This is a genomic window from Clostridium sp., from assembly GCF_050717535.1.
In the GTDB taxonomy this organism is placed as follows: Bacteria; Bacillota; Clostridia; order Clostridiales; family Clostridiaceae; genus Clostridium_AD.
Genome location: NZ_JBOITM010000085.1, coordinates 21,917 through 42,568, shown reverse-complemented (window position 1 = coordinate 42,568; position 20,652 = coordinate 21,917). Strand labels below are relative to the sequence as shown.

The 20,652-nt window shown below is 29.7% G+C and carries 25 protein-coding genes and 1 pseudogene; 9 read left to right on the top strand and 17 right to left on the bottom strand.

Translation table 11 applies throughout. The annotated features are described in order from the left end of the window. Positions 1–16: 16 nt before the first annotated feature. The 8 genes from ACREVU_RS18300 to ACREVU_RS18265 all read right to left on the bottom strand — a co-directional run bounded on the left by ACREVU_RS18300 (position 17) and on the right by ACREVU_RS18265 (position 6,296). A complete protein-coding gene (locus ACREVU_RS18300; protein ID WP_431553035.1) occupies positions 17–163 on the bottom strand; it encodes a hypothetical protein in 147 nt (48 codons plus the stop codon). Positions 164–320: 157 nt separating this feature from the next. After that, the gene (locus ACREVU_RS18295) at positions 321–503 is read right to left on the bottom strand and encodes a hypothetical protein (protein ID WP_216160605.1); all 183 of its coding nucleotides are present in this window, start codon (positions 501–503) and stop codon (positions 321–323) included. A 380-nt stretch (positions 504–883) separates the two neighbouring features. Beyond that, positions 884–1,459, bottom strand: coding sequence for a GGDEF domain-containing protein (locus ACREVU_RS18290; protein WP_431553034.1), 576 nt, complete (start codon positions 1,457–1,459; stop codon positions 884–886). A 267-nt stretch (positions 1,460–1,726) separates the two neighbouring features. Then, positions 1,727–2,734 carry a helix-turn-helix transcriptional regulator gene (locus ACREVU_RS18285; protein WP_431553033.1) on the bottom strand — a complete coding sequence of 336 codons (1,008 nt, stop codon included), beginning with the start codon at positions 2,732–2,734 and terminating at the stop codon, positions 1,727–1,729. Between the two features lie 116 nt (positions 2,735–2,850). Next, positions 2,851–3,879 carry a hypothetical protein gene (locus ACREVU_RS18280; protein WP_431553032.1) on the bottom strand — a complete coding sequence of 343 codons (1,029 nt, stop codon included), beginning with the start codon at positions 3,877–3,879 and terminating at the stop codon, positions 2,851–2,853. Positions 3,880–3,922: 43 nt separating this feature from the next. Then, a complete protein-coding gene (locus tag ACREVU_RS18275; RefSeq protein ID WP_431553031.1) occupies positions 3,923–4,942 on the bottom strand; it encodes a phosphodiester glycosidase family protein in 1,020 nt (339 codons plus the stop codon). A gap of 156 nt (positions 4,943–5,098) precedes the next feature. Then, a complete protein-coding gene (locus ACREVU_RS18270) occupies positions 5,099–5,644 on the bottom strand; it encodes a phosphatase PAP2 family protein (protein WP_431553030.1) in 546 nt (181 codons plus the stop codon). Beyond that, a complete protein-coding gene (locus ACREVU_RS18265) occupies positions 5,619–6,296 on the bottom strand; it encodes a VTT domain-containing protein (RefSeq protein ID WP_431553029.1) in 678 nt (225 codons plus the stop codon). Before ACREVU_RS18265 ends, ACREVU_RS18270 begins: the two co-directional genes overlap by 26 nt. Before the next feature lie 242 nt (positions 6,297–6,538). On the opposite strand from ACREVU_RS18265, the gene ACREVU_RS18260 reads away from it, so the two are divergent. Together ACREVU_RS18260 and ACREVU_RS18255 are read left to right on the top strand one after the other, a co-directional pair. Then, positions 6,539–7,123 (top strand): nitroreductase family protein, encoded by a 585-nt coding sequence (locus tag ACREVU_RS18260; RefSeq protein ID WP_431553028.1) that lies wholly within the window; start codon positions 6,539–6,541, stop codon positions 7,121–7,123. 156 nt (positions 7,124–7,279) lie between these two features. Continuing rightward, positions 7,280–7,858, top strand: coding sequence for a C40 family peptidase (locus ACREVU_RS18255; RefSeq protein WP_431553027.1), 579 nt, complete (start codon positions 7,280–7,282; stop codon positions 7,856–7,858). A 199-nt stretch (positions 7,859–8,057) separates the two neighbouring features. Here ACREVU_RS18255 and ACREVU_RS18250 read toward each other — a convergent pair whose 3' ends face one another. Together ACREVU_RS18250 and ACREVU_RS18245 are read right to left on the bottom strand one after the other, a co-directional pair. After that, a complete protein-coding gene (locus ACREVU_RS18250) occupies positions 8,058–8,561 on the bottom strand; it encodes a CD3073 family putative ECF transporter S component (RefSeq protein WP_431553026.1) in 504 nt (167 codons plus the stop codon). 171 nt (positions 8,562–8,732) lie between these two features. After that, positions 8,733–10,178 carry a PH domain-containing protein gene (locus ACREVU_RS18245; RefSeq protein ID WP_431553025.1) on the bottom strand — a complete coding sequence of 482 codons (1,446 nt, stop codon included), beginning with the start codon at positions 10,176–10,178 and terminating at the stop codon, positions 8,733–8,735. Between the two features lie 254 nt (positions 10,179–10,432). On the opposite strand from ACREVU_RS18245, the gene ACREVU_RS18240 reads away from it, so the two are divergent. Further along, positions 10,433–10,870 carry a putative immunity protein gene (locus tag ACREVU_RS18240; RefSeq protein WP_431553024.1) on the top strand — a complete coding sequence of 146 codons (438 nt, stop codon included), beginning with the start codon at positions 10,433–10,435 and terminating at the stop codon, positions 10,868–10,870. 190 nt (positions 10,871–11,060) lie between these two features. Here ACREVU_RS18240 and ACREVU_RS18235 read toward each other — a convergent pair whose 3' ends face one another. The 3 genes from ACREVU_RS18235 to ACREVU_RS18225 form a co-directional block, all read right to left on the bottom strand. Continuing rightward, positions 11,061–11,381: a hypothetical protein gene (locus tag ACREVU_RS18235; RefSeq protein ID WP_431553023.1), complete on the bottom strand. Its 321-nt coding sequence runs from the start codon at positions 11,379–11,381 to the stop codon at positions 11,061–11,063. Positions 11,382–11,588: 207 nt separating this feature from the next. Beyond that, positions 11,589–11,966 (bottom strand): HIT family protein, encoded by a 378-nt coding sequence (locus ACREVU_RS18230; protein ID WP_431553022.1) that lies wholly within the window; start codon positions 11,964–11,966, stop codon positions 11,589–11,591. A gap of 46 nt (positions 11,967–12,012) precedes the next feature. Next, complete coding sequence (locus tag ACREVU_RS18225) at positions 12,013–12,474, bottom strand: hypothetical protein (protein ID WP_431553021.1); 462 nt, start codon at positions 12,472–12,474, stop codon at positions 12,013–12,015. Positions 12,475–12,662: 188 nt separating this feature from the next. On the opposite strand from ACREVU_RS18225, the gene ACREVU_RS18220 reads away from it, so the two are divergent. The 3 genes and pseudogenes from ACREVU_RS18220 to ACREVU_RS18210 all read left to right on the top strand — a co-directional run bounded on the left by ACREVU_RS18220 (position 12,663) and on the right by ACREVU_RS18210 (position 14,081). Continuing rightward, positions 12,663–13,124 (top strand): GtrA family protein, encoded by a 462-nt coding sequence (locus ACREVU_RS18220; RefSeq protein WP_431553020.1) that lies wholly within the window; start codon positions 12,663–12,665, stop codon positions 13,122–13,124. Positions 13,125–13,183: 59 nt separating this feature from the next. Then, positions 13,184–13,492 (top strand): annotated as a pseudogene (locus tag ACREVU_RS18215) (sugar phosphate nucleotidyltransferase); the annotation flags it as partial. A gap of 148 nt (positions 13,493–13,640) precedes the next feature. Continuing rightward, positions 13,641–14,081 carry a GNAT family N-acetyltransferase gene (locus ACREVU_RS18210; protein WP_431553019.1) on the top strand — a complete coding sequence of 147 codons (441 nt, stop codon included), beginning with the start codon at positions 13,641–13,643 and terminating at the stop codon, positions 14,079–14,081. Positions 14,082–14,250: 169 nt separating this feature from the next. On the opposite strand, the gene ACREVU_RS18205 is transcribed toward ACREVU_RS18210, so the two are convergent. Further along, positions 14,251–15,969: a methyl-accepting chemotaxis protein gene (locus tag ACREVU_RS18205; RefSeq protein ID WP_431553018.1), complete on the bottom strand. Its 1,719-nt coding sequence runs from the start codon at positions 15,967–15,969 to the stop codon at positions 14,251–14,253. Between the two features lie 791 nt (positions 15,970–16,760). On the opposite strand from ACREVU_RS18205, the gene ACREVU_RS18200 reads away from it, so the two are divergent. Beyond that, entirely contained in the window at positions 16,761–16,973 is a 213-nt protein-coding gene (locus ACREVU_RS18200; protein WP_431553017.1) for a hypothetical protein, read from the top strand. A 68-nt stretch (positions 16,974–17,041) separates the two neighbouring features. On the opposite strand, the gene ACREVU_RS18195 is transcribed toward ACREVU_RS18200, so the two are convergent. Next, positions 17,042–17,533, bottom strand: a complete 492-nt coding sequence (locus tag ACREVU_RS18195) for a prolyl-tRNA synthetase associated domain-containing protein (RefSeq protein ID WP_431553016.1) — start codon at positions 17,531–17,533, stop codon at positions 17,042–17,044. A 293-nt stretch (positions 17,534–17,826) separates the two neighbouring features. Here ACREVU_RS18195 and ACREVU_RS18190 point away from each other — a divergent pair, with 293 nt between their 5' ends. Next, complete coding sequence (locus tag ACREVU_RS18190; protein ID WP_431553015.1) at positions 17,827–18,342, top strand: hypothetical protein; 516 nt, start codon at positions 17,827–17,829, stop codon at positions 18,340–18,342. Between the two features lie 229 nt (positions 18,343–18,571). Here the strand turns inward: ACREVU_RS18190 and ACREVU_RS18185 are convergent, their stop codons facing one another. Continuing rightward, complete coding sequence (locus ACREVU_RS18185; RefSeq protein WP_431553014.1) at positions 18,572–18,895, bottom strand: hypothetical protein; 324 nt, start codon at positions 18,893–18,895, stop codon at positions 18,572–18,574. A 40-nt stretch (positions 18,896–18,935) separates the two neighbouring features. Beyond that, a complete protein-coding gene (locus ACREVU_RS18180; protein WP_431553013.1) occupies positions 18,936–19,832 on the bottom strand; it encodes a DUF4392 domain-containing protein in 897 nt (298 codons plus the stop codon). Positions 19,833–20,044: 212 nt separating this feature from the next. Between ACREVU_RS18180 and ACREVU_RS18175 the strand changes: the two genes are divergently transcribed. Next, positions 20,045–20,623, top strand: coding sequence for an HDIG domain-containing metalloprotein (locus ACREVU_RS18175; RefSeq protein ID WP_431553012.1), 579 nt, complete (start codon positions 20,045–20,047; stop codon positions 20,621–20,623). Positions 20,624–20,652 lie beyond the last annotated feature (29 nt).

Below are 20,652 nucleotides of genomic sequence, written 5' to 3'. Positions count from 1 at the left end.
GTCTGCTCTTAATATGCTATCTATTACTCTCAGTTTTAGGACGTGGCTTGCCCGCGTCATCCCTTTTCTTTCTCCATTCACCATCTCCATTTCTTGATCTGTTTTGACCTGCTGTTGGACCAGTCTTAACTACAGGACCATTCGTATCCTTCGGACTTGGCATTTGTAGACCTCCTATCTCAATAATTTATATTATAATCTTCTCAAACTTACTTTTTATTAATTTTCTTCTTCCAAAAACCTTAATATTCTATTTTTGTACATAATTTGTAAAAACAAGCTTTGGCCTTACCTTAAATTCATAACAATCTACAATTTATTCAATCCTTATTTTTTTCATTTACATGATCAATGGTAGCCGCAACTCCACCTACTACTGCTGCTACGCCTGCCCCAGTAGCAGTAATTGCTCCTACTGCACCTGCAATTGGTAGTGCAGTTACTGCTATTACTGCTGCACCTGCTCCAATACCTATTTTTGTAATTAACTTTATTAATCCCATTTTAAACATCCTCCTTATCATCTTCTAGTTTTATTGGCTTCAAATAATTATACAAAATTAACATGCTAAAACCCTTAGCTTTGTAATTAGAAAATCAATACTTTTGAATCTAATCCCCAAAAACAAGTTTCAAATTCTGACATATATTTTTGTTAAATTTATATAAATAATAACATTCTACACAAACTTTCAAATTCCTTCATTTAGAATAAATATTTTCCTTAATTATATATCCCCTGTCCTACAGATATGCTTCCTATTTGTACAAAAGTGTAAAAACCCCTGAGATGACTTATCATTTCCTATTATCTCTATAGTTTCATCCGGTAATTCCATTATTTTATTTCTATTTTCATTCTTTTCTTAAATATTCTTTCCTATTACTTTTTCCTTCTCTTACTAGCATACATCCCCTCATCTGCCCGTCTTATTAATTCACCAGCAGATATTTTGCTGTTATGGTTATATTCAGACAACCCACAGCTTAGACCCATGCCGTAATTACTGCTATCCTTTTCCTTCAATTCATAAATATTCATACATAACCTCGAACAAATACTCCTTGCCACCTCTAATGTTGTTTTGGGGAATATAATTATGAACTCATCACCACCTATTCTAAATACAGTATCAGTTTTTCTAATATTTACTCTCAGTATATCACCAATTTCTGTTAGAATCTTGTCCCCCTGATTATGACCATAAGTGTCATTTATCTTTTTGAAATCATCAATATCAGCAAAACATATTATAAAGTTTTCTCCTTGCCCCTCTGCATCCTGAATTGTTGTCTCTAAAATTTTCAAACCTGCCCTTCTGTTTAATACTCCAGTTACATAATCCATACCTGCTTGATGTTGCAATTCAAGTTTCATGCTTTGAAGTTCTAGTATAAGTTTATCTTTTTCCGCTATTATTTCGATAAGCCTTTCTTTTCCAATTTCTTTGTAATCCAAATACTTTCACCCCACTATTAGATATTTTAGAAATTATAAGTTAAATCTTGATAGAATTATTTTTTGGGCGCCTTACGTAATTAATATTTCTATCTAATAATATAATTGTACAATGGAGCAGGCAGAAAAATTTTCCTTACCATAATATTTTTTAAATCATTATATACCTTTCTGGGCATTATACAAAAATAAGCTCTTCATTAAAAGATGCAGAGTTCTCATCTTTTAATGAAGAGCTTGGGTCCGGGTCACTAAATACAATTTTATTTATAGCCTATAAACCTTATTCATATTCCTTACACTATCTATAATTTCTTCTCTAAGCACTACAGGTTCTATAACTTCAGCATCTGCACCAAAGCCCATAATCCATAGTTTTATTCCATATGTACCATTACAGATAAATTCATAAATAAAATAATCCTCATTCTCCTCAAGTAAACTTCCTTCAAGTAAACTTTTTTCAGTTACTACCTTATAGCAACGTTTATTAAATTTAACCTTTACTCTTGTTTCATCTCCACCATACATATACCAGGTTCTTTTAAGGTAGTCATACACATTAAATTTGCTGTCTCTCTTTCCTTCTTCATTTAAAATAGTTACATTTGAAATTCTGTCTATTCTAAAGTGTATTAGACAGTCTTTTCTTTCTAAATATCCAATAATATAGTACTTCCCAAGTTCACAAGCAAAGCTATAGGGTATTATTGTGTGGGTCTTATGATTTCCCACAGCAGAATTATAACTAAAGCTTACTTTTTTCTCATCAGATATTGCCCTGCTTAAGTTTTTAATATTAAATTCAATATATTGATGATCAACATTAGAAGTCTTCTCAAAGTGAAGCATCTCAGTCAATTTTTTAGCTTCTTTTTTAGGGAGTAATCCGAGTAAACTACTTTTTATTACTGATATTTTTGTTTCCATAAAGGTTTGTGATTGAACCAGAGAGGCTAATATCAAATTTACATCCTCTGCTGTAACAGGTTGTACATATTTATTGGCCTCTAGTATTCCATCCCCATTTACATCCACGTCATCATTTACTCTATAACTTTTTTCTGACTTATCATATATAATATCCGTTTCCCATTCCTCATTTAATTCTTTCACATAATTATGAATGTTATCCGGCGAAGTTTCAAATATATCTGCTATTTCTTTTGGTGTTGTGGCTATTCCAGCTTTTATTAATCTAAAAGTTTCCAGTAGCCTTCTGCTTTTCCCATAATCACTATAAGGTACCATAATATCAAGTCCTTTCCAATACATCTATCTCAATAGATTATATCAGAAAAGCTTTGATATTGCATATAATTTTCAGGCTATTTTATAGTCTATACATAATAATTACAATATAGCATTAATTTATTCTTATTCATTTAATACTACTTAAAAGCAACAAAAGATATTTTACTATTTAATAAAATTACAATTCCTTTAGTATATAGTTGTAATATTTTTCCCTCATAGCTAGTTTGAGCTCCAGAATCAACTTCTTTTATTACACTTTTTGGTGCATCATTTTGATAAACTTTACCATCAGATGAAATAAATAAATCATCCTTTGTACAAGGTATTGGTAAATTTAAAACTTTCCATTTCCCGGTGTCCTCTAATATTTTACCGTAATAAATTTTGGTCACTAAATTATTTTTCACTTCTCCAAGATACATGTTATCCTCAAAGTCAGTACCAATTAACGTAAGCTTTTCTACACCTTTAATACTTATGGGTTGGTCACCACTTGTAGCATATATTTTATTGTAAACTAACCCTTCATACACCAATTTATCTTCATGGCGCACTGCTGCCATATTACCCACAGAACTAGGTATTGTGCTCGTTTTTGTCATTTCACCCATTCTGTCGATTCTATATATACTACTACTCTTATCTCCACTTATCACCAATACATAAGTAACTCCTGTTAAAGGTGATAATTTAATATCTTTCACTTCAGAATTTATACCGCCCAATGCTAATTCTTTTATTTTCACTTTTTCACTTTTTAATACATCATAAGAATATAATACCAAGTCACTAGATTTAGCATCACTTTTTTTCTCTACTAATAGCATTCTATTCCTATCAGGAAGCCATTTGAAAAAAGAAATTTTAGTTCCATCTTCCGCCTTTATATTTTCAATTTTTCCATCGCTACAATTAATAATTTTTAATTCCTCATTTTCAAAATACGATAAATATTTAGCATCATAAGATACTGATATAGTTTTTGCATTTGCTGGTACAATAATATCCTTATTTTTAACTATTTTACTTTTATCGTAAACAAACTTTTTAGTAACCACTTTAGAATCAGTAGCTAAAAAATAGTGATTTATATAAAAGAGGCCTAAAAATTGCAGAGATAAAGATAATACTATCCATATACCTATTCTTTTCTTCCATTTCATAATGCCTTCTCCTTTAATGTTAGATATTCCTGATAAAATTTTATTATTTTCTCTTTTCCACATAGATAATTGAAGGTACAGTTCTCTCACCGGATTTGCCGCAAGGATTATTTATAACCTCATCATTATAAAATAATGTAGAAGAAGAGCCTCCATCTAAGTTAGTAGCATTATACGCACCATAGTCATACAATATGTCTTGTGCCTCTCTTAAAGTAACCCCTATACTTCCTAGTTCTCTTCCATCAATAACTAATAATAATATTGCTCCATCTTTCCTTTGTGCAATACATGTTCTGGGTGCAATACCCCAGCCCCCATCACCCTTAGTTATAGTTTTTTCACCATTAACTATCATGGCTGGTCCAAATGATACTGCTTCAGTTACTCCAAATTTTTTCATTTCTTTAAGGGAATAAGCACCAACCAACAGCTTTCCGAATTTAGTTATTGCTACAGCTTGTCTCTTTTGATCTTCATTATTCATACCGTCATAAACAATTTTTCCATTGTAGATTATAACTCCAGAAGGATTTGCCCCCACTCCAGTCTGCATCGATTCAGAAGCTTTACCGGTAAACGCGCCACCATTAATTGCTGCAATGGCATTATTATCTTTTGCAATATCACTAGTAAGCTCCCCTTCATTGCCGAGCTTATTACTGTAACCAACTTTTAATCTAGTTGGATCATTAACTACTAATAAATACCCTTTAAATTTTTTCCCTGTTACATCATATCTTTCAATAGTATTATCATTTTTACTTTTTACATTTACACCGGAATCTACACCATTCAAATTATCTTGAGCTATAACGGCTACTGTTTGTTCACTCATGATTTGTTTTATTTTTTCATCTGATATAAATGATGTTGCTAGCCATTGTAATGTATAAGTAGTCATCGCTGCACCTACCACTGTGCTCTTCACCTTTTCAAACGGTCCATAATAAAGCATAAATGGGCCTGTAACAGCGGTAAAACCTAATTCAAATATTATAAATAATAAAACAAGTATGCTTGTACCTGTGTTAGTTTTTCTGCTTTTCTTTATTTCTTTCATAAATACCATCCTTTTTCTTAATAAATAACTAACTCAACCTGAAATTTTAAACTCAACGAACTTTTGGATATATCCTTGTTGCAAAATACTAAAAACTATTTTTGAACATAACACCCCAATTATAGCTCCAGCTAAAACATCCGTTGACTCTTTCTCTTAAATACCGGCCCTGTCATTACCATTATTAACATTTGCTTTATTAAAGCAGTAAATTACTATTTTACTGCACATAAGTCCTAAAACTATGCCCGCTAAAATATCTGTAGGATAATGTACATATAAATATAATCTTGAAAAAGCTATCAAAAATGCCAGACCTAAAAACCCAAATGCATACTTTTTAAAATATTTTGCTAGTACTCCTGCAACTGCAAACGAAGAAGTAGTGTGCCCTGATGGAAATGAATAGGACAACGGCTTTGCAATCAAAAGGTCACCTGCTTCTGGCCTTATACGTTTAAATACATTTTTTAATATTTCTTCTCCTAAAATTGAACTTAATATTAAAGCTCCTAAAGCCATAAACCCTATTTTTCTATATCTTTTGCTTATTATAAGGATTGTTGATATTATAATCCATATCATTCCATTATCACCTAAGTATGACGATGCAACCATAACTTTGTCCATAATAGTTCCATGCATATTATCTTTTATATACAATAATATTAAACTATCAAATCTCTGTATTATAGATATCATTATCATCATTTTCACCTTTTTTTCTTTTTTCTTTTATAAACATTATAACTGCAGGTAGTAAAGAAATTATTATTATCGCTATTAACATATAAGAAAAATGCTCTTTTATAAATGATAGGTTACCAAAGAAATAACCCCCGCCTAAAAATAAACTTACCCATAGTCCCCCACCAATTATATTGTAAGGTATAAATTTCGAGTAATTCATTTCTCCGATACCAGCTACAAAAGGTACGAAGGTTCTAATTATAGGAATAAATCGTCCGATTACTATTGTCATTGAACCGTGCTTTTCATAGAAATCCTGAGCTTTTTCCAAATGCTCTTTGTTAATATACTTTAATTCTTTTTTCTCCAATATTTTTTTACCTATTTTTTTACCAATATGATAATTAGTACTATCTCCAAGTACTGCTGCAATATACACTACTACAAAAAGAGTGAATATATTCATCGATCCAATTCCTGCCAATGCTCCTGCTGCAAATAACATTGAGTCTCCTGGCAAAAATGGCATAACAACCAATCCTGTTTCAATAAATATGATTAAAAAAATTATAATATAAGTTAGTAACCCATACTGCTGTATTAGTAAAGTTAAATACTTATCAATATGCATTATTCCATTTATAAAGTTGATTGGAATATCCATGTTTTTTCCCCTTTCGTTTTAGGATTCTTATATATATTTTCCCACAATTCATATTATATATTGGTAAGATTAAAAACAGATTAAAAAACACTTAAATAAAGCTTAAGAATTATGATAACTTACAATATAAAAGTTTGAATTTGCTATTATACATTTGCTATTATATATGGATACTTTAGTTGATATATATTTTTATTTTGACTATAATGTATACAATAATTTTAAATTTATGGAGGTGTAAAATGATTAAAGATTTGGTTTTAAAAAATAGATCGTACAGAAGATTTTATCAGAATGAAGAAATAGAACTTAGTACTTTAAAAGAATTAATTGACCTTGCAAGGTTATCAGCTTCAGCTGCAAACCTTCAACCACTGAAGTATATTATATCAAATGACCTTGTTAAAAATGAGAGCATATTTAAAACCTTAGGATGGGCTGGTTACCTAAAAGATTGGAATGGCCCTATAGAAGGCGAAAAACCCAGTGCATATATAGTTATACTCAACGATTTATCTATTAGTAAAAAACCATCTTTAGATACAGGTATATCAGCTCAAAGCATCCTACTAGGAGCTGTAGAAAAATCTTTAGGTGGTTGCATGATTGCTAATATTAATAAAGTTGAACTGTCTTCTGTACTTAACTTAGATGAAAATTTCGAAATTAATTTAGTTATAGCTTTAGGAAAACCTAAAGAAACCGTTGTTATTGACGAAGTTAGTTTGTCTACAGGTATTAAGTACTGGCGAGATGAAAAAGCGATTCACCATGTACCTAAAAAATCATTAGATGAAATAATTTTAGACAACAACAAAGAAAGATAAAAAAATATATCATACAATCACTCATTAAAATTTCTCCCTTTAATATCTAGTATATAATTAAACTTAAATGAATTTTTCTAAAGATTATAGAATATTATTAGAACTTTTCTAGTAATTTATTATAGGATATTTTTGACCACTACAGGGGGATAAATTATGAGAACATCCTTTAAGAAAAGATATTCAATAAATCTTTGGTTTGTAACCTTTGTTTTTGCCGTACTAATACTAATATATATGATTTTTACTATTTTCTCCAGCTTTGAAACTCCATTAAAAAAGCCCCAATATGTTTCACATGGCCCCCAATACGATATATTAATAAATAAAGATGATTTAGTTTCCTATTCATCCACATTTTTAGGAATGCATTATTTATGGGGTGGAACAACACCAGCCCTATCGGATATTACCGGGAAATATATAAGTGGCGGTTTTGATTGTTCAGGATTTGTGCAATATATTTATAAAAATTTTGGCATAACTTTGCCTAGAACAACAATGGATCAAGTAAATAAGGGTGTATCTGTTAATATAAATAATCTTCAAATAGGTGATTTAGTTTTTTTTACGACGGATCCCGTTCTGCCCAATGAAGTATCTCATGTGGGTATATATATTGGAAATAATAAGTTTATTCACTCTCCTAAGGAAAACGATGTTATAAAAATATCTAAATTGTCAGGGTATTATAAAGATAAATTTGTAACAGGGAAAAGACTTAGTACCCCCTAAACGCCTAACCATTTCTAGTTTAATTGGTTAATAAATTCGTTTGCCTCATATTTTAAAATATAATCTTTATCTGTATTTTAAATTAAAAATAAACTCCGCATGGTCATATGCGGAGTTTATTTTTCAGTAATATTAATTAAAAGCCTTCATTAAAAAGCCTATCTTTTTTAAATTTTCTTGGCATTCCCTCTATTAATCCTCATACTAGAATACAAGAAGCAATTTTATCTAAAAAATTACTTGTAATTTTAGCTATAAAGGAAGATACAAATATGTTATTCCCACTCTCTTTAAGCCATACAAATAAGAAATCTGTGCCTGTTCCAGTTAATCCTCCATACACCCAAATCCCAATAGGTGTTCCTATTAATGGACAAATCACGCTTAAAATTAGTCCTGTAATTATAGCCGTGACTAAATTAAATTTGAATTTCTTAGCTATAAACCCCACTATTAATCCTACTGCTACACTTACAATAAAAAAAGGTATATCTTTTGGGTTAAATATTATTCCAGTGATTATATTAGTTAATGCACCTACTGCAGCACCATACCATGGTCCAAAATACACTGCTATTAGTATTGTTCCTATTGTATCTAAGTATAATGGCAATTTTAAACTTGAAGTAACTATTCCAAGTACAATGTTTAATGCAATACATAGTGCACAAAAAATTGTGATAACGATTTTTTTATTTCTCATATAATACCTCCTGTTTTTTTACTTTTAACATGTAATATTATATAAGAAAATTTTCATTAAATCTAATTCACAATTCAAATGGATTTACCTTTACCTATAGATAAACCATATACTTAAGTGATTTATAAAATATCACTTATTTTTCTGATGTTTTCTCCTTCTACAACTAAATTACCTACTTTCATAGGTACCTCCATAATTTTCATCCATATAACCAACACTGTATAATTTACCAAAACCATCTCCATGTATAATTACATTATATCTAGCAATAGCCTTTTTCTTTTGGAAAGTGTTTTGTTCTTTTTGAATTGACTTAATACAATCTCTTTTTATTATAACAGTTTTTCTTGCTAAATTTCTGTATCTCAAAATAGCAAAATTTTTATCCAAATATAAACCATTGTCCATAAAACTTATATAGTGCCAAATCCCTAAAATAGGTCCTAATAGAAATATATAATATCCATAAGGAACATAACTAGCTACTAAGCACATTACTATACATTCAATTGATAATCTAAATAAAAGAAATCCCATTAAAGCTTCCCTAGGAGACTTCATTAAGTCATAAGTTATATTCATTTCTGGTAGAATATCCTGGAAAATTTTATTGATCACCTCTCTTTTTCCACTAGGACAAATCACAGTGCTTCCTCTACCTTCTCCAACTTCTCCATAACCTGCAGTGTCAATTTTTAAAGAAAAGTAACCTAATGACTTTTTAATAACTCCCTCTACTAGTGTTAGACTTTGAATTTGCTTTACTGGAATAGTTACTTCTTTTTTATTAAATAATCCGTAAGATAGTTTAATATTATCTTCATTTCTTATAACTGTAAATTTGTAATATTTTATTATAGTTGCAATAACAGATATCATCCATAAAATAAACAACATAATGAAAATAAGTGCTACTTTATATTTTATTATGCTTGTTTTATTAAGGCCTTTAATCGTATCTTCACTAAATACTTGAACCTTTCTCATAAACCCTTTAGGTGCTATATCCTCAATCTTAAAATAAATGCCTATAATTATAAAAATTCCTGCTAAAATACCACTAGATATTGATCCGATCATTAATAAATCTTTTATTGAACAATTGATTTTTTTTATGTTTTCAACTTCCATAATTTCAATGTCCTCACTATTTATAGTTTCTTTAAATATTATATTTCTCACTCTCAATGCTTCTTTCTTGGATAAAAAAATAGATATGTCAGTTCTTTCTTCTCCCCTAGCAGTATCAATTTCAAGTTTGCACGCATTAAATAACCTTTGTACTACCGAAGATGTTATATCTGCACTTTGCACTTGTGCAAAAGATACTATTCTCTCATGAGTCATAAAAACTCCATGTTTAATAGACAAAACATCATCATCTAAGTAATACACGTTTTTCTTCCATTTTACTGTAGCTAAAATAATAACTAGGACCACAGCAGCGATTATTACTAATACTACTGTATAATCGCCTCCATACTTTCCAGGAACTTTATAACCTATTAATGCCATTGATACGGAAAATATAATAAATGGAACTACTATATTTGTTATAAATTTAAATGCTTCTGAAATTATTGTAAATTTATGCGAATTTTTTAGTTGTCTCATATACTCTCTCCTAAACGATATTTTCAATATTTAACTGATTCTATTACATAAGTATTTATTTACTAATAATATCAACCCAATAATAAAATCCTAAATTCTAAATCTTATTAACCTATTCTATCATAGTATTTAGAAAATTAGGCCAATACTGTGAATTAAGAAGAAATGTTGATGTAACCACTTATGGGTGTTACAATATTAGTAGAACAAAATAAAGATTATATTAGTTTTACTCTAATTTTAGGAGGATTAACATGGGAAAAATGACTTTTTTAGATAAAAAAGAAGATAAGGACCTAAAGAATAAGATAGAAGAACTTACAGGCACGATGGACCAAATAACTTTAGTAACCTGGGCTACTGATTGTGCAGAGCATGTACTATCACATTTTGAGGAGGAATATCCTGAAGATAATAGGCCAAGAAAAGCTATAGAAGCAGGTCGTGCATGGGTGCATGGAAAGGTATCTGTAAGCGAAGCTCGTTTTGCTGCATTTGCTGCTCATGCCGCTGCTAGAGATGCTGATGAGGGAAGTGTCGCTGTTGCTGTTGCTCGTGCTGCTGGTCATGCAGCTGCCACCGTCCACGTTGCTGGCCATGCTGTTCATGCCGCTAATTATGCCGCCACCAGCATATCCAAGGAACGTACTTGGCAATACCAACACTTGCTTGACCTTAAAGGAAATTCCTAGAAGCATTGGTTTTCTACTTAAATTTGACAAGGGCTTTAACTGTACCTTAACTCTGCAAAGGCAATGTATCCAGCTTATGGCTGGATACTGGAGTTAAGTATTAATTAGATTCTAATTAAATTTAACAATATTTTAATTAGAATTTAATTCAGCAAAAAAGATAAACACTAAGTGCCTATCCTTCATGAAATCACAGATAATATATTGTTCCAGTATAGTTTATTTCTGAGTCTTCTTCATACTCTGCATAGTCTATATATGCACCTTTAAGTTCTATAACGTTTTCGTGTATATCAAAACCTTCTATACTTATTGTTTCTATTACACTATTTTCATTAACGCAGGTTGCCAATGTATAATAATATTCTTCTTCCGCATTATATATTATTGTGGTATTTAATATTCTAAAGGTTGCTTCCTTTCTAATTAATTTATCTACATTTACAATATTTTCAAATTCATTTCTTTCCACTGGGTTATTTGCTTTTTGTTCCTTAAATAAAAAACTCATTTTTATTACTTCCCCCCAATTACATCTAATGTGCTTACTTGTACAAAACATTTATTTAATTGTACTATAATATACATAAAATGGATATATAAACCACGAATTAATTTACTATATATTTTTAAGTTAAGCTTTATGAGTTGATTTACACAATTTAAAATAGGTAAGTAAAATCCAAGGAACAAAAGAAAATGGATAAGCATCAATTGCCTATCCATTATATTCCACCAAATTTCCTTTTAAATTCCTAACCCCACCCCTTGGATCAGTTACATCTCCTATATATCTAGGAATCAAATGCACATGTAAGTGATTTATAGTTTGTCCAGCATAAGTTCCAACATTTATGCCTATATTATATCCTGCTGGTTCATATTGAATATCAAACATTTCTCTTACTTCATGCATTAAGCTATATATTGATTTGATTTCTTCCTCAGTTGCCTCAAAAAAATCAGCAAAATGCCTCTTGGGTATAATTAAACAATGACCATTATTTACTGAGAAATGATCAAGTATAGCATAGGTCAATCTATTCTCTACTATTATTTCTGATTTACTGTAATCACAAAAAATACATTCTGACATTATTCTTGTCCCCTTTATTTTGTATTAAGATATGAGTCCCTGGTCTTTAATCTTTATTTTTAGGTTTAAGTTTAGCCTTGTACTCATCATTAAGATAATTAAACATAGCTGCGGTGATAATATCATTTTGTGGAACATCATTATATTCCATAGCATTAAATTTTATTTTTCCATTATCATACATCCGATACTGAATTTTTACAACTACCGGTTTGTCAAGATACAAAACATTGCCCGTGATGGTAACATACTTATTTCCATCTTCAGCAGGGTCATAAATTTTCCAAACTGTATCCGATATACCTGCATCAATAAGGTCACCTAAGATTACACCATCTTCCATTTTAGACTTCCTTACGGCTATAACTTCAGGCGATTCCTTAATATTGCTAATAATACTTTTCATTTCTTGCTTGGATTGCACATCGCAACCATTTATGAGCATTGAACCAATGGCAAGCAGTAAAATATAAGATATTTGTTTCGATAAACCAACTTTAATTTTCATAATTAGCCCCCATTTAACTTTCGTACTTTTTATGATTAATTTTTCCTTTATATTAGCTTTTAAAGTCAATTTGTATATTAACTTACATTGTTATTTTATTTTACCATATTTCTCACATAATCATTTGATAATTCTTATACATTCTTCTGTTACCATTTAAATATAGTAATTTAAAAGGAGCTGAACATATGAATACTGTTAAAAGTCTTTATAATACCTTTATGAATAATGAAAAGTTTAAACATATTTTAAGATTTAGCTGTGTAGGTGGCTTAAATACTATAATTGATTTTGGAATGTTTTCTCTACTAAATAGTTTATTTGGTGTTAACTTTGTTATAAGTCAGATATTATCATATTCAGCTGGAACATTAAATAGTTACACTCTAAATAAATTTTGGACATTTAATGATACAAAAACTAGTAAGAAAACAACAAAAGAAATCGTTCAATTTATTGTAGTTAATTCAGCATCTTTAGGTGTAAGCTTAATAGGCTTAAGTATATTTATGGTTTATGGTTCTATGAGTCCTTTTTTTGCAAAAATCATCTCTATGATACTCGCACAAGTAGTTAATTTTTTAGGATACAGATTTTGGGTTTTTGGTACAATTGGAAAATCAGTACCTTATACTAAAAAAGTAGCATAACCCTCACCTAGTTTTTTAAGTCAATAAAAATAACACACCGAAAAAAGGGGATTTTTTATATGAAAATTAAAAAAGCTATTATACCGGCAGCAGGACTTGGAACAAGGTTCTTACCTGCTACAAAAGCACTACCTAAAGAAATGCTACCTATAGTTGATAAGCCGACAATGCAATACATTATAGAAGAGGCTGTGGCTTCAGGTATAGAAGAAATACTGATTATTACAGGAAGAAATAAAAAGTCTATTGAAGATCACTTTGATAAGTCCGTAGAACTAGAGCTAGAACTAGAAAGCAAACATAAAGCTAGTCTACTAAAGCAGGTTAAAGATATATCAAATATGGTAAATATATTTTTTGTAAGACGTGTCTAACTTATCAATTTAATTGTAGATTTTATATAGCTAATGAGGTAAAATGTATATATACAGAATATTACGATAATAACTTGTTTTTCTATAAAAAATCAATCAGTGTACAAGTAAGTACACTAGATATTTAATGGAGGAATTTTATATGAATGTTTTTTTAGTGGATGTAAACTCTGATAACTGGATGGAATGTGTGAGTTTAAAGGTTGCAAAGACGCAAAAGAATTTTGTAGCAACTAATTCGTTTTCTTTGGCACAATCAAAATATGAACCTAAATGCATACCCCTGTGTATTTATAATGATAAAACTATGGTTGGCTTTGTTATGCTTAACGAAGAAGTGGATGATAAAGAAATTTGGATTTGCAGGTTTATGATTGATGAAAAGTTCCAAGGAAAAGGATATGGAAAGGGAGCCTTGGTAAAAATAATTGAATACATTGTTAATAATTATGATTACCAGGAAGTATATCTTAGTGAAGTACCTGAAAATTCAAGAGCTAAAAATCTATACAATAGTTTTGGCTTTGAATTTACAGGTAAAATTGAAGAAGAAGAAGAGGTTATGGTTTTTAAAATTAAGTAAGACAAGTATATTTTAAAATTCACTTTAATCGATATGGCATCATATGCCCTATCGATTATTTTGTTTTTTTGAAACCCTAATTTTCATTTTCATGATAGTAGTCAATAAAAATGGGGATAATTGTCTCCCACACCTAATTTCCAACTAAAAAAAAGAGGCCTAAGCCCCTTTAAATCTTAAATTTTAGTGCCAATTCATTAAGTTTTTGTGCAAGCTCTGCTTGAATTTGCGAAGTTTGTGATACTTGTTCCATAGCTTCTGTGGTTTCATCAACACTAATTTGAATATCTCCTGTGTGCTCTGCAGAAAGTTGTGAATTTTGTGCAAGAGTTTGAACTGCCGTACTAATCTGATTTACTGTGGCTTCCACTTCCTCTGACATTGATGCAATTTCTTCCGACATAGCACTAACAAATTCTCCATCCTCGCCATACATCACTCCGGATTTTGAGTATTGTTCTAATATAGGTTTAATATTCTCTACAATGAATTTAAGTATATCATTGCTGTTTTCCGATAAATTCTTAAATGCATCTTGTACTTTTGCTATAGTACCTTGAATGCTATTTACAGTTTCCGAAGATTTTTCTGCAAGCTTTCTTACTTCATCTGCAACTACTGCAAACCCTTTTCCCTGCTCTCCGGCTCTAGCAGCTTCAATAGCTGCATTTAAGGCAAGTAGATTAGTCTGTGTTGCTATTGCTTCAATTCCATCCGCCATAATTTTTATTTCATCTACAACCTTTCCCTGTTCTATAGCTCTTAAAATATTTTTTTCTTTTTCTTCATAAATACTATTACTTTGCTCTAATGAATTTTTAGTATAAATTTGAACCTTCCTAGCTTTATCTTTAATTTGAGAAGCATTATCGCCACCCTCCATAGCCTTCGAAGATAACTCTTCCATACTTGCATTAACTTCTTCAATGGATGCAGTTATTTCCTCTGACGTCGCACTAGCTTCTTGAGCAGCACTATTTATTTCCATTGTTGAACTATCTATAATTTCTATTTTAGCTGTTATTTCCTCAACCGTAGCTGAAAGTTCTTCAGAAGAAGCACTCATATCAGAAGAATTGCTGATTATATCTTTTATTAATTTTTTAATATTTTCCTGAGCAATATTTAATGCAATGCCTGTTTGTCCAAATTCATCTTTTCTCTCAACAGTCATTGTTCCAGAAAGATCATAGTTGGATAATCGAACTGCGAAGTTCTTTATTTTATTTAATGGATATATTATATTTTTAGTTAATATGTAAGCCAGAAGGATTATAATTAAAAATGCTATTCCTGTATAAATTACAATTAAATTCTTAGCCTTATTAAATTGAGCTATATTATTTGAATTTGCCTGCTGTGCTGATTGATTATTTATAGTAATACATTTCTCTAATTTCTCAATCATAGAAATTCTTATTACCTCAAGTTCTGAATTGGAAATTTTAACTGTGTCCGCATAGTTATTAGATTTTACAAGCTCAATGACTTTAGTACCTACTTCATTATATTTTACTAAATCATCATTGAAATCCTCATAAATCTTATCTTCTTCTATGGATGTTGTCGCTAGATTGCTATATTCCTTATCATATTTTACATTGTCATTTATTAATTTATCTATATCCTTTAGTTGCTCATCTAATTTTGATTTATCTCTTTCAAAAACAATTCTAAGCATGTTTGCGCTAATTTCATTTAGATGTCCTTTAATTTCTTCCAAATCCTTAATAGATATTAAATTATTACTGTATATAGTCTTGGAGCCCTCATTTATCTTTGCTGAACTTACTATCCCCTCTACTCCTATTAAAACAATAAAAATACAGACTACTGAAAATATTGATACAAGTTTTTTCCTCACGCTTAAATTTTTAAAAAAATTCATGTTAACGCTCCCCTTTTTTTTCATAATGTATGTTTCGAAATCTTTTATGGAAAGTGGTTTGCTATATTAATAACTTGAATCTGTAATTATTTGAATCATTTACAATTTCGAACCATTTCCTAATTTTAACCCCATTTATAACATAATTCAACTTTTTTTGTATTTTTTTTAACAAACTTATAGACACAATATCTTTTTTTTCGACAATCATGTGTTAAATAAACTTTTGCTACATCCACATTACTAATAGTTTCTAAAAATACTCTTCACTACTACAAGCAGCTCATATTTAGTTTTAATCCAACAAATGGTGTATAATAATAGAATATGCAAATAAAAATGTAGCAACTAAAATTAAAAGGAATAATCAATGTTCTGAAAACATTAATCAAGAAATAATAAAAGCCGGTAACGGAAGTTGGGGTGGAGTTGGTATCGCCTTTCTAATGATGATTGGATATGGAATGTTAAGTTATGGCATTGAAGTTATTATTACAAGTATTATTTAATTCATCATTAGCATTATCATTTAGAAAGTCATAGATTAGTTAACTATTATTGTCATAATAGTTAAAGGCAGGGACAATCCCTGCCTTATTTTAATATTATAGGAATATTCAGCCTAAATTTCTTGCAATTTTATACTATTTTATGGTTTTATTCAATAAAATCATATAATATACTATGATAATCATAAAAAAATAAATACTTTGTCGTTTTGTGTAATATAGTGTATAATAAGTGCATAAGTTAAATTTGATGCACTAATTACTTTTATGGAGATGTGATATATGAATAACAACAAAGGTGAAAAATTAAGTACAATTTTATATAGATATATGAAAGAGAATGAGGATAAAATAATATATAAAAGTCTACATTATAAAAACGAAAAAAAAATTGAAATGGATGATAATTTTAAAGAAAGATTAAAAGAACATTTTAGAACATTAGCTTCCAAAGATAACAATATTATTAAATGCCATTTTGCACAATCAATTTAAAATTGATATTCCCCAAGTAAAAAGTAGTTAAGATATCTATCTTAACTACTTTTTTAATACACTATTTATTAGATTTCCATAAATTCAACTTCATTTCCACTCCATTTTATAAATTTTTTTAAATCAACAACGGATAAATTCAATGTGGCTGTATTAACGTTAGGATGAGAATTAATGAATTCATTTTCCAAAATATTTTTATCAACAATTAATTTTACAGCATTTGCTTCATCATTAATTAACCCAAAGATGCTAACTCCTCCTGGCGTCAATCCAAGATATTTCATTAAGCGTTCTTTAGATGCAAAGCCCATATTTTTTTCGCCTATTTTTTTCTCAAATTCTTTAATATTCAATGTTTTACTAGCCTTTGTCACAATTAGATAATGATGGTTGCCTTTATAATTTCTAAGAAATAAATTTTTAGTATGTGCGCCTTTCATATCCCCAGTAAACACTTCCGCCTCTTCACATGTGAATACAGCTGGATGTTCTCTTTTTTCAAAATTAATATTTAATTCTTTAAGGACTTCATATACCTTGTTTTCATTATCTGACATTTTAACATCTCCTATTATCTTATTATTTACAGTAAAAATATTTCTTAAACAGTTGCAACCTGTAATACTATTTTAAATGAATTAGATGTTACAGGAGAGATATTGGAACAAGCAAATGAATATTCTAATATGGGAAGACCAGTACTAAGACCAGTGCATTGCTAGCTAATTTGGTTAATTGTTGAGTTATTTCTTATTAAATTTAACAAAATCCAATTAAATTTTACTCCAAAAAAAAGGTATTTGGAAATATATGGAGAATATACTCTATATAAAATTAGGAGGCGATTACCATGATCTATGATGCATTAAGAATCTCTAAAAAGTTAAAAATAAGTACAGTCACTGTTTATGCTAAGATGAAGTTACCTGAAATAAAAGTTTTTTTAATATTCCATAATGGAAAAACATGTGTAGATGACGAAGGCTTAGAAGCAATTAAACAATGTCTAAAATATAACCAAACTGCCGAGGATGAAGTTGCAGCTACTGAAGTAACCCAATTAAAAGAAAATATGATTGATATACTTAAAAATAATATCGAGTTTCTTAAAGAACAATTAACTGTAAAAGACGGACAGCTCTACGATATTAATAAATTACTAGAAAATACACAAGTGCTTTTTAGACAAGATCAAGAAAAACATAAAGCCATATTATCATTACCTGAAACTATTAAAGAGCATGATATCCAATTACTTAATACTCTAACTGAAACCCTCGAAAGACAAAGAGCTAAAGCCGCCGCTGAAGTAATTTTAAATAGGAAAAAAGGTATTTTCGAAAAATTATTTAATGTAAAAAAATAGGTACTCATTAATGAGTACTCATTTTTTTTACAATACTTCTATTAATTTTCCATAAAAACTTATATTTCTTAATAATTAACAAATACTACACATTTTGTTCATTTTATTGTCACAATTCTATGTTATTATTTAAATATAAATTAAATATCGATTAAAGCGAAGTCCCCCTTTACTTTAATATAATAAACTGTGAGTAATAGTCACAGTTTTTTTGTTTGCTATGTATTAATTATAAATAATAAATTGTCCCAGTATATTTAACTTCTGAATCTTCTTCATATTCTTCATAGTCAAGATATGCGCCTTTAAGCTCTATAACATTTTCATGTATTTCAAAACCTTCTATGCTTATTGTTTCTATTGTATTGTTTTCGTTAACACAGGTAGCCAATGTATCATAGTATTCCTCTTCAGCATTATATATAATTGCTGTATTTAATATTCTATAGGTTATTTCTCTTCTAATTAGTTTATCTTCCTGTAAAACTTCTTCAAACCCAATTTTTTCTACTCCATTATTTTTATTTTTGTCTTTAAATAAAAAACTCATCATTATAACTTCCTCTCATTAATTCAGCTAAAAATCCCCTCTTTTATAATTCTATTACATTAATTCTATTTAAAGAAAGATAACTTTCAACAATTGAATTGAAGTTAACCACCTGCCCTATATTGTAGCTAAGTTTTATACCATCTACCGTCATACTTGGTTTGCCTGTATATCCATCCACCCCACCTACTGACATTACTTTTTCAAGCATTTTAATTTCTGTATAATAATTATGAAAAACATTTTTATTTGAAAGCAATGATAACCCTGAGACAAGCGCATAAGCTCCCCAGTTAGAAGTACCAGCTACAATAAGATAGTCACAAGTACTCTTTGCACATATTTTTTCCCCATTTTTAACATACCTTTTTATATCATTTTCTATATTCCCCATGCCTATTTCATTTCCACCATCACCAACTGCAATTGTAACTATACCCAATTCTTGTGCCCTTAAAAATAATTTATCACAATCAGCAACATATTTCGTTAGTTTTATACCGTTCATACTATAGCATTCATTATCCACTGCTCTTCCTGGTCGCTCAATCGAAACAATATGTGTTGGTTTATATTTATTTAATAGTTCAGAATAAAAACTATCTTCACCTATACCTGGAACTACTTCTAGTTTCGCTTTAACTTTCATTAACTTCATACATATGTCAACAACTTCTTTACAATTATTGTCGGTTAAAATCACAACTTTTTTACCTATCTTTTCTAGAGCATTTGCCAAGGATGCTGTTCCTAAGGGTCCATCATTTTCTGCTGCGCTAGCATTACTAATATAAAACCCTGTTAAAATTATTACTGTTGAGCTATCATACAGTTCTTTACATGCATCTGGTAATGTTCCGTTTAAACATACTTTTTCAAGCCTTCTACGTTCAATAAGACCACGCATTACATTTTCTATTCTATTAAAATAATATTCCATTTATTTATCTCCTTAGAATTTTATTGGGTAATACAAGTTTGAAATAACGTACTTACTTAAGTATACTATTATTAACGTAAATTGGATACAAACATAAATACGAGTAAAAAAATACAAACATAAATACAAGTAAAAATTGACTTAATCTTCATATTGAACTATAATTTATCATAAAAATAATATAATTAACTAAGTGAAAGAAGGTTTTACATATGGAAAAAATATCTCCTACAAGGAAGCAGGCTTTTGAGTTATTAAAAAAATATAATAAAAGTGACAGTCTGATAAAACATGGTCTATCTGTTGAGGCTGTTATGAGGCATTTTGCTGAGTTAAACAATGAAGATGTAGATAAGTGGGGCATAGTTGGGCTTCTTCATGATGTTGATTATGAAATGTATCCCCAGGAGCATTGTGTTAAAGCAAGGGATATATTAGAAGCTGAGGGCTATCCTGAGGATTACATACATGCTGTTCAGAGCCATGGCTTTGGTCTTTGCATAGATATAGAACCAACACATAAAATGGAAAATGTTTTGTTTACTATTGATGAACTTACTGGGCTTATTACAGCAACTGCACTTATGAGGCCAAGTAAGAGTGTGCTTGATTTAGAAGTAAAGTCAGTTAAAAAGAAATTCAAGCAAAGAAGTTTTGCAGCTGGTGTGAACAGAGATGTTATTCTTTCGGGGTCAGAAAGAATGGGAATGGATATTGGTGACATACTTAGTGAAACCATAAAAGGTATGCAAAGTGTTGCTGAAGAAATCGGATTAAAAGGAGAAATTTAGAATACAAAATCCTCTGGAAAACTCCAGAG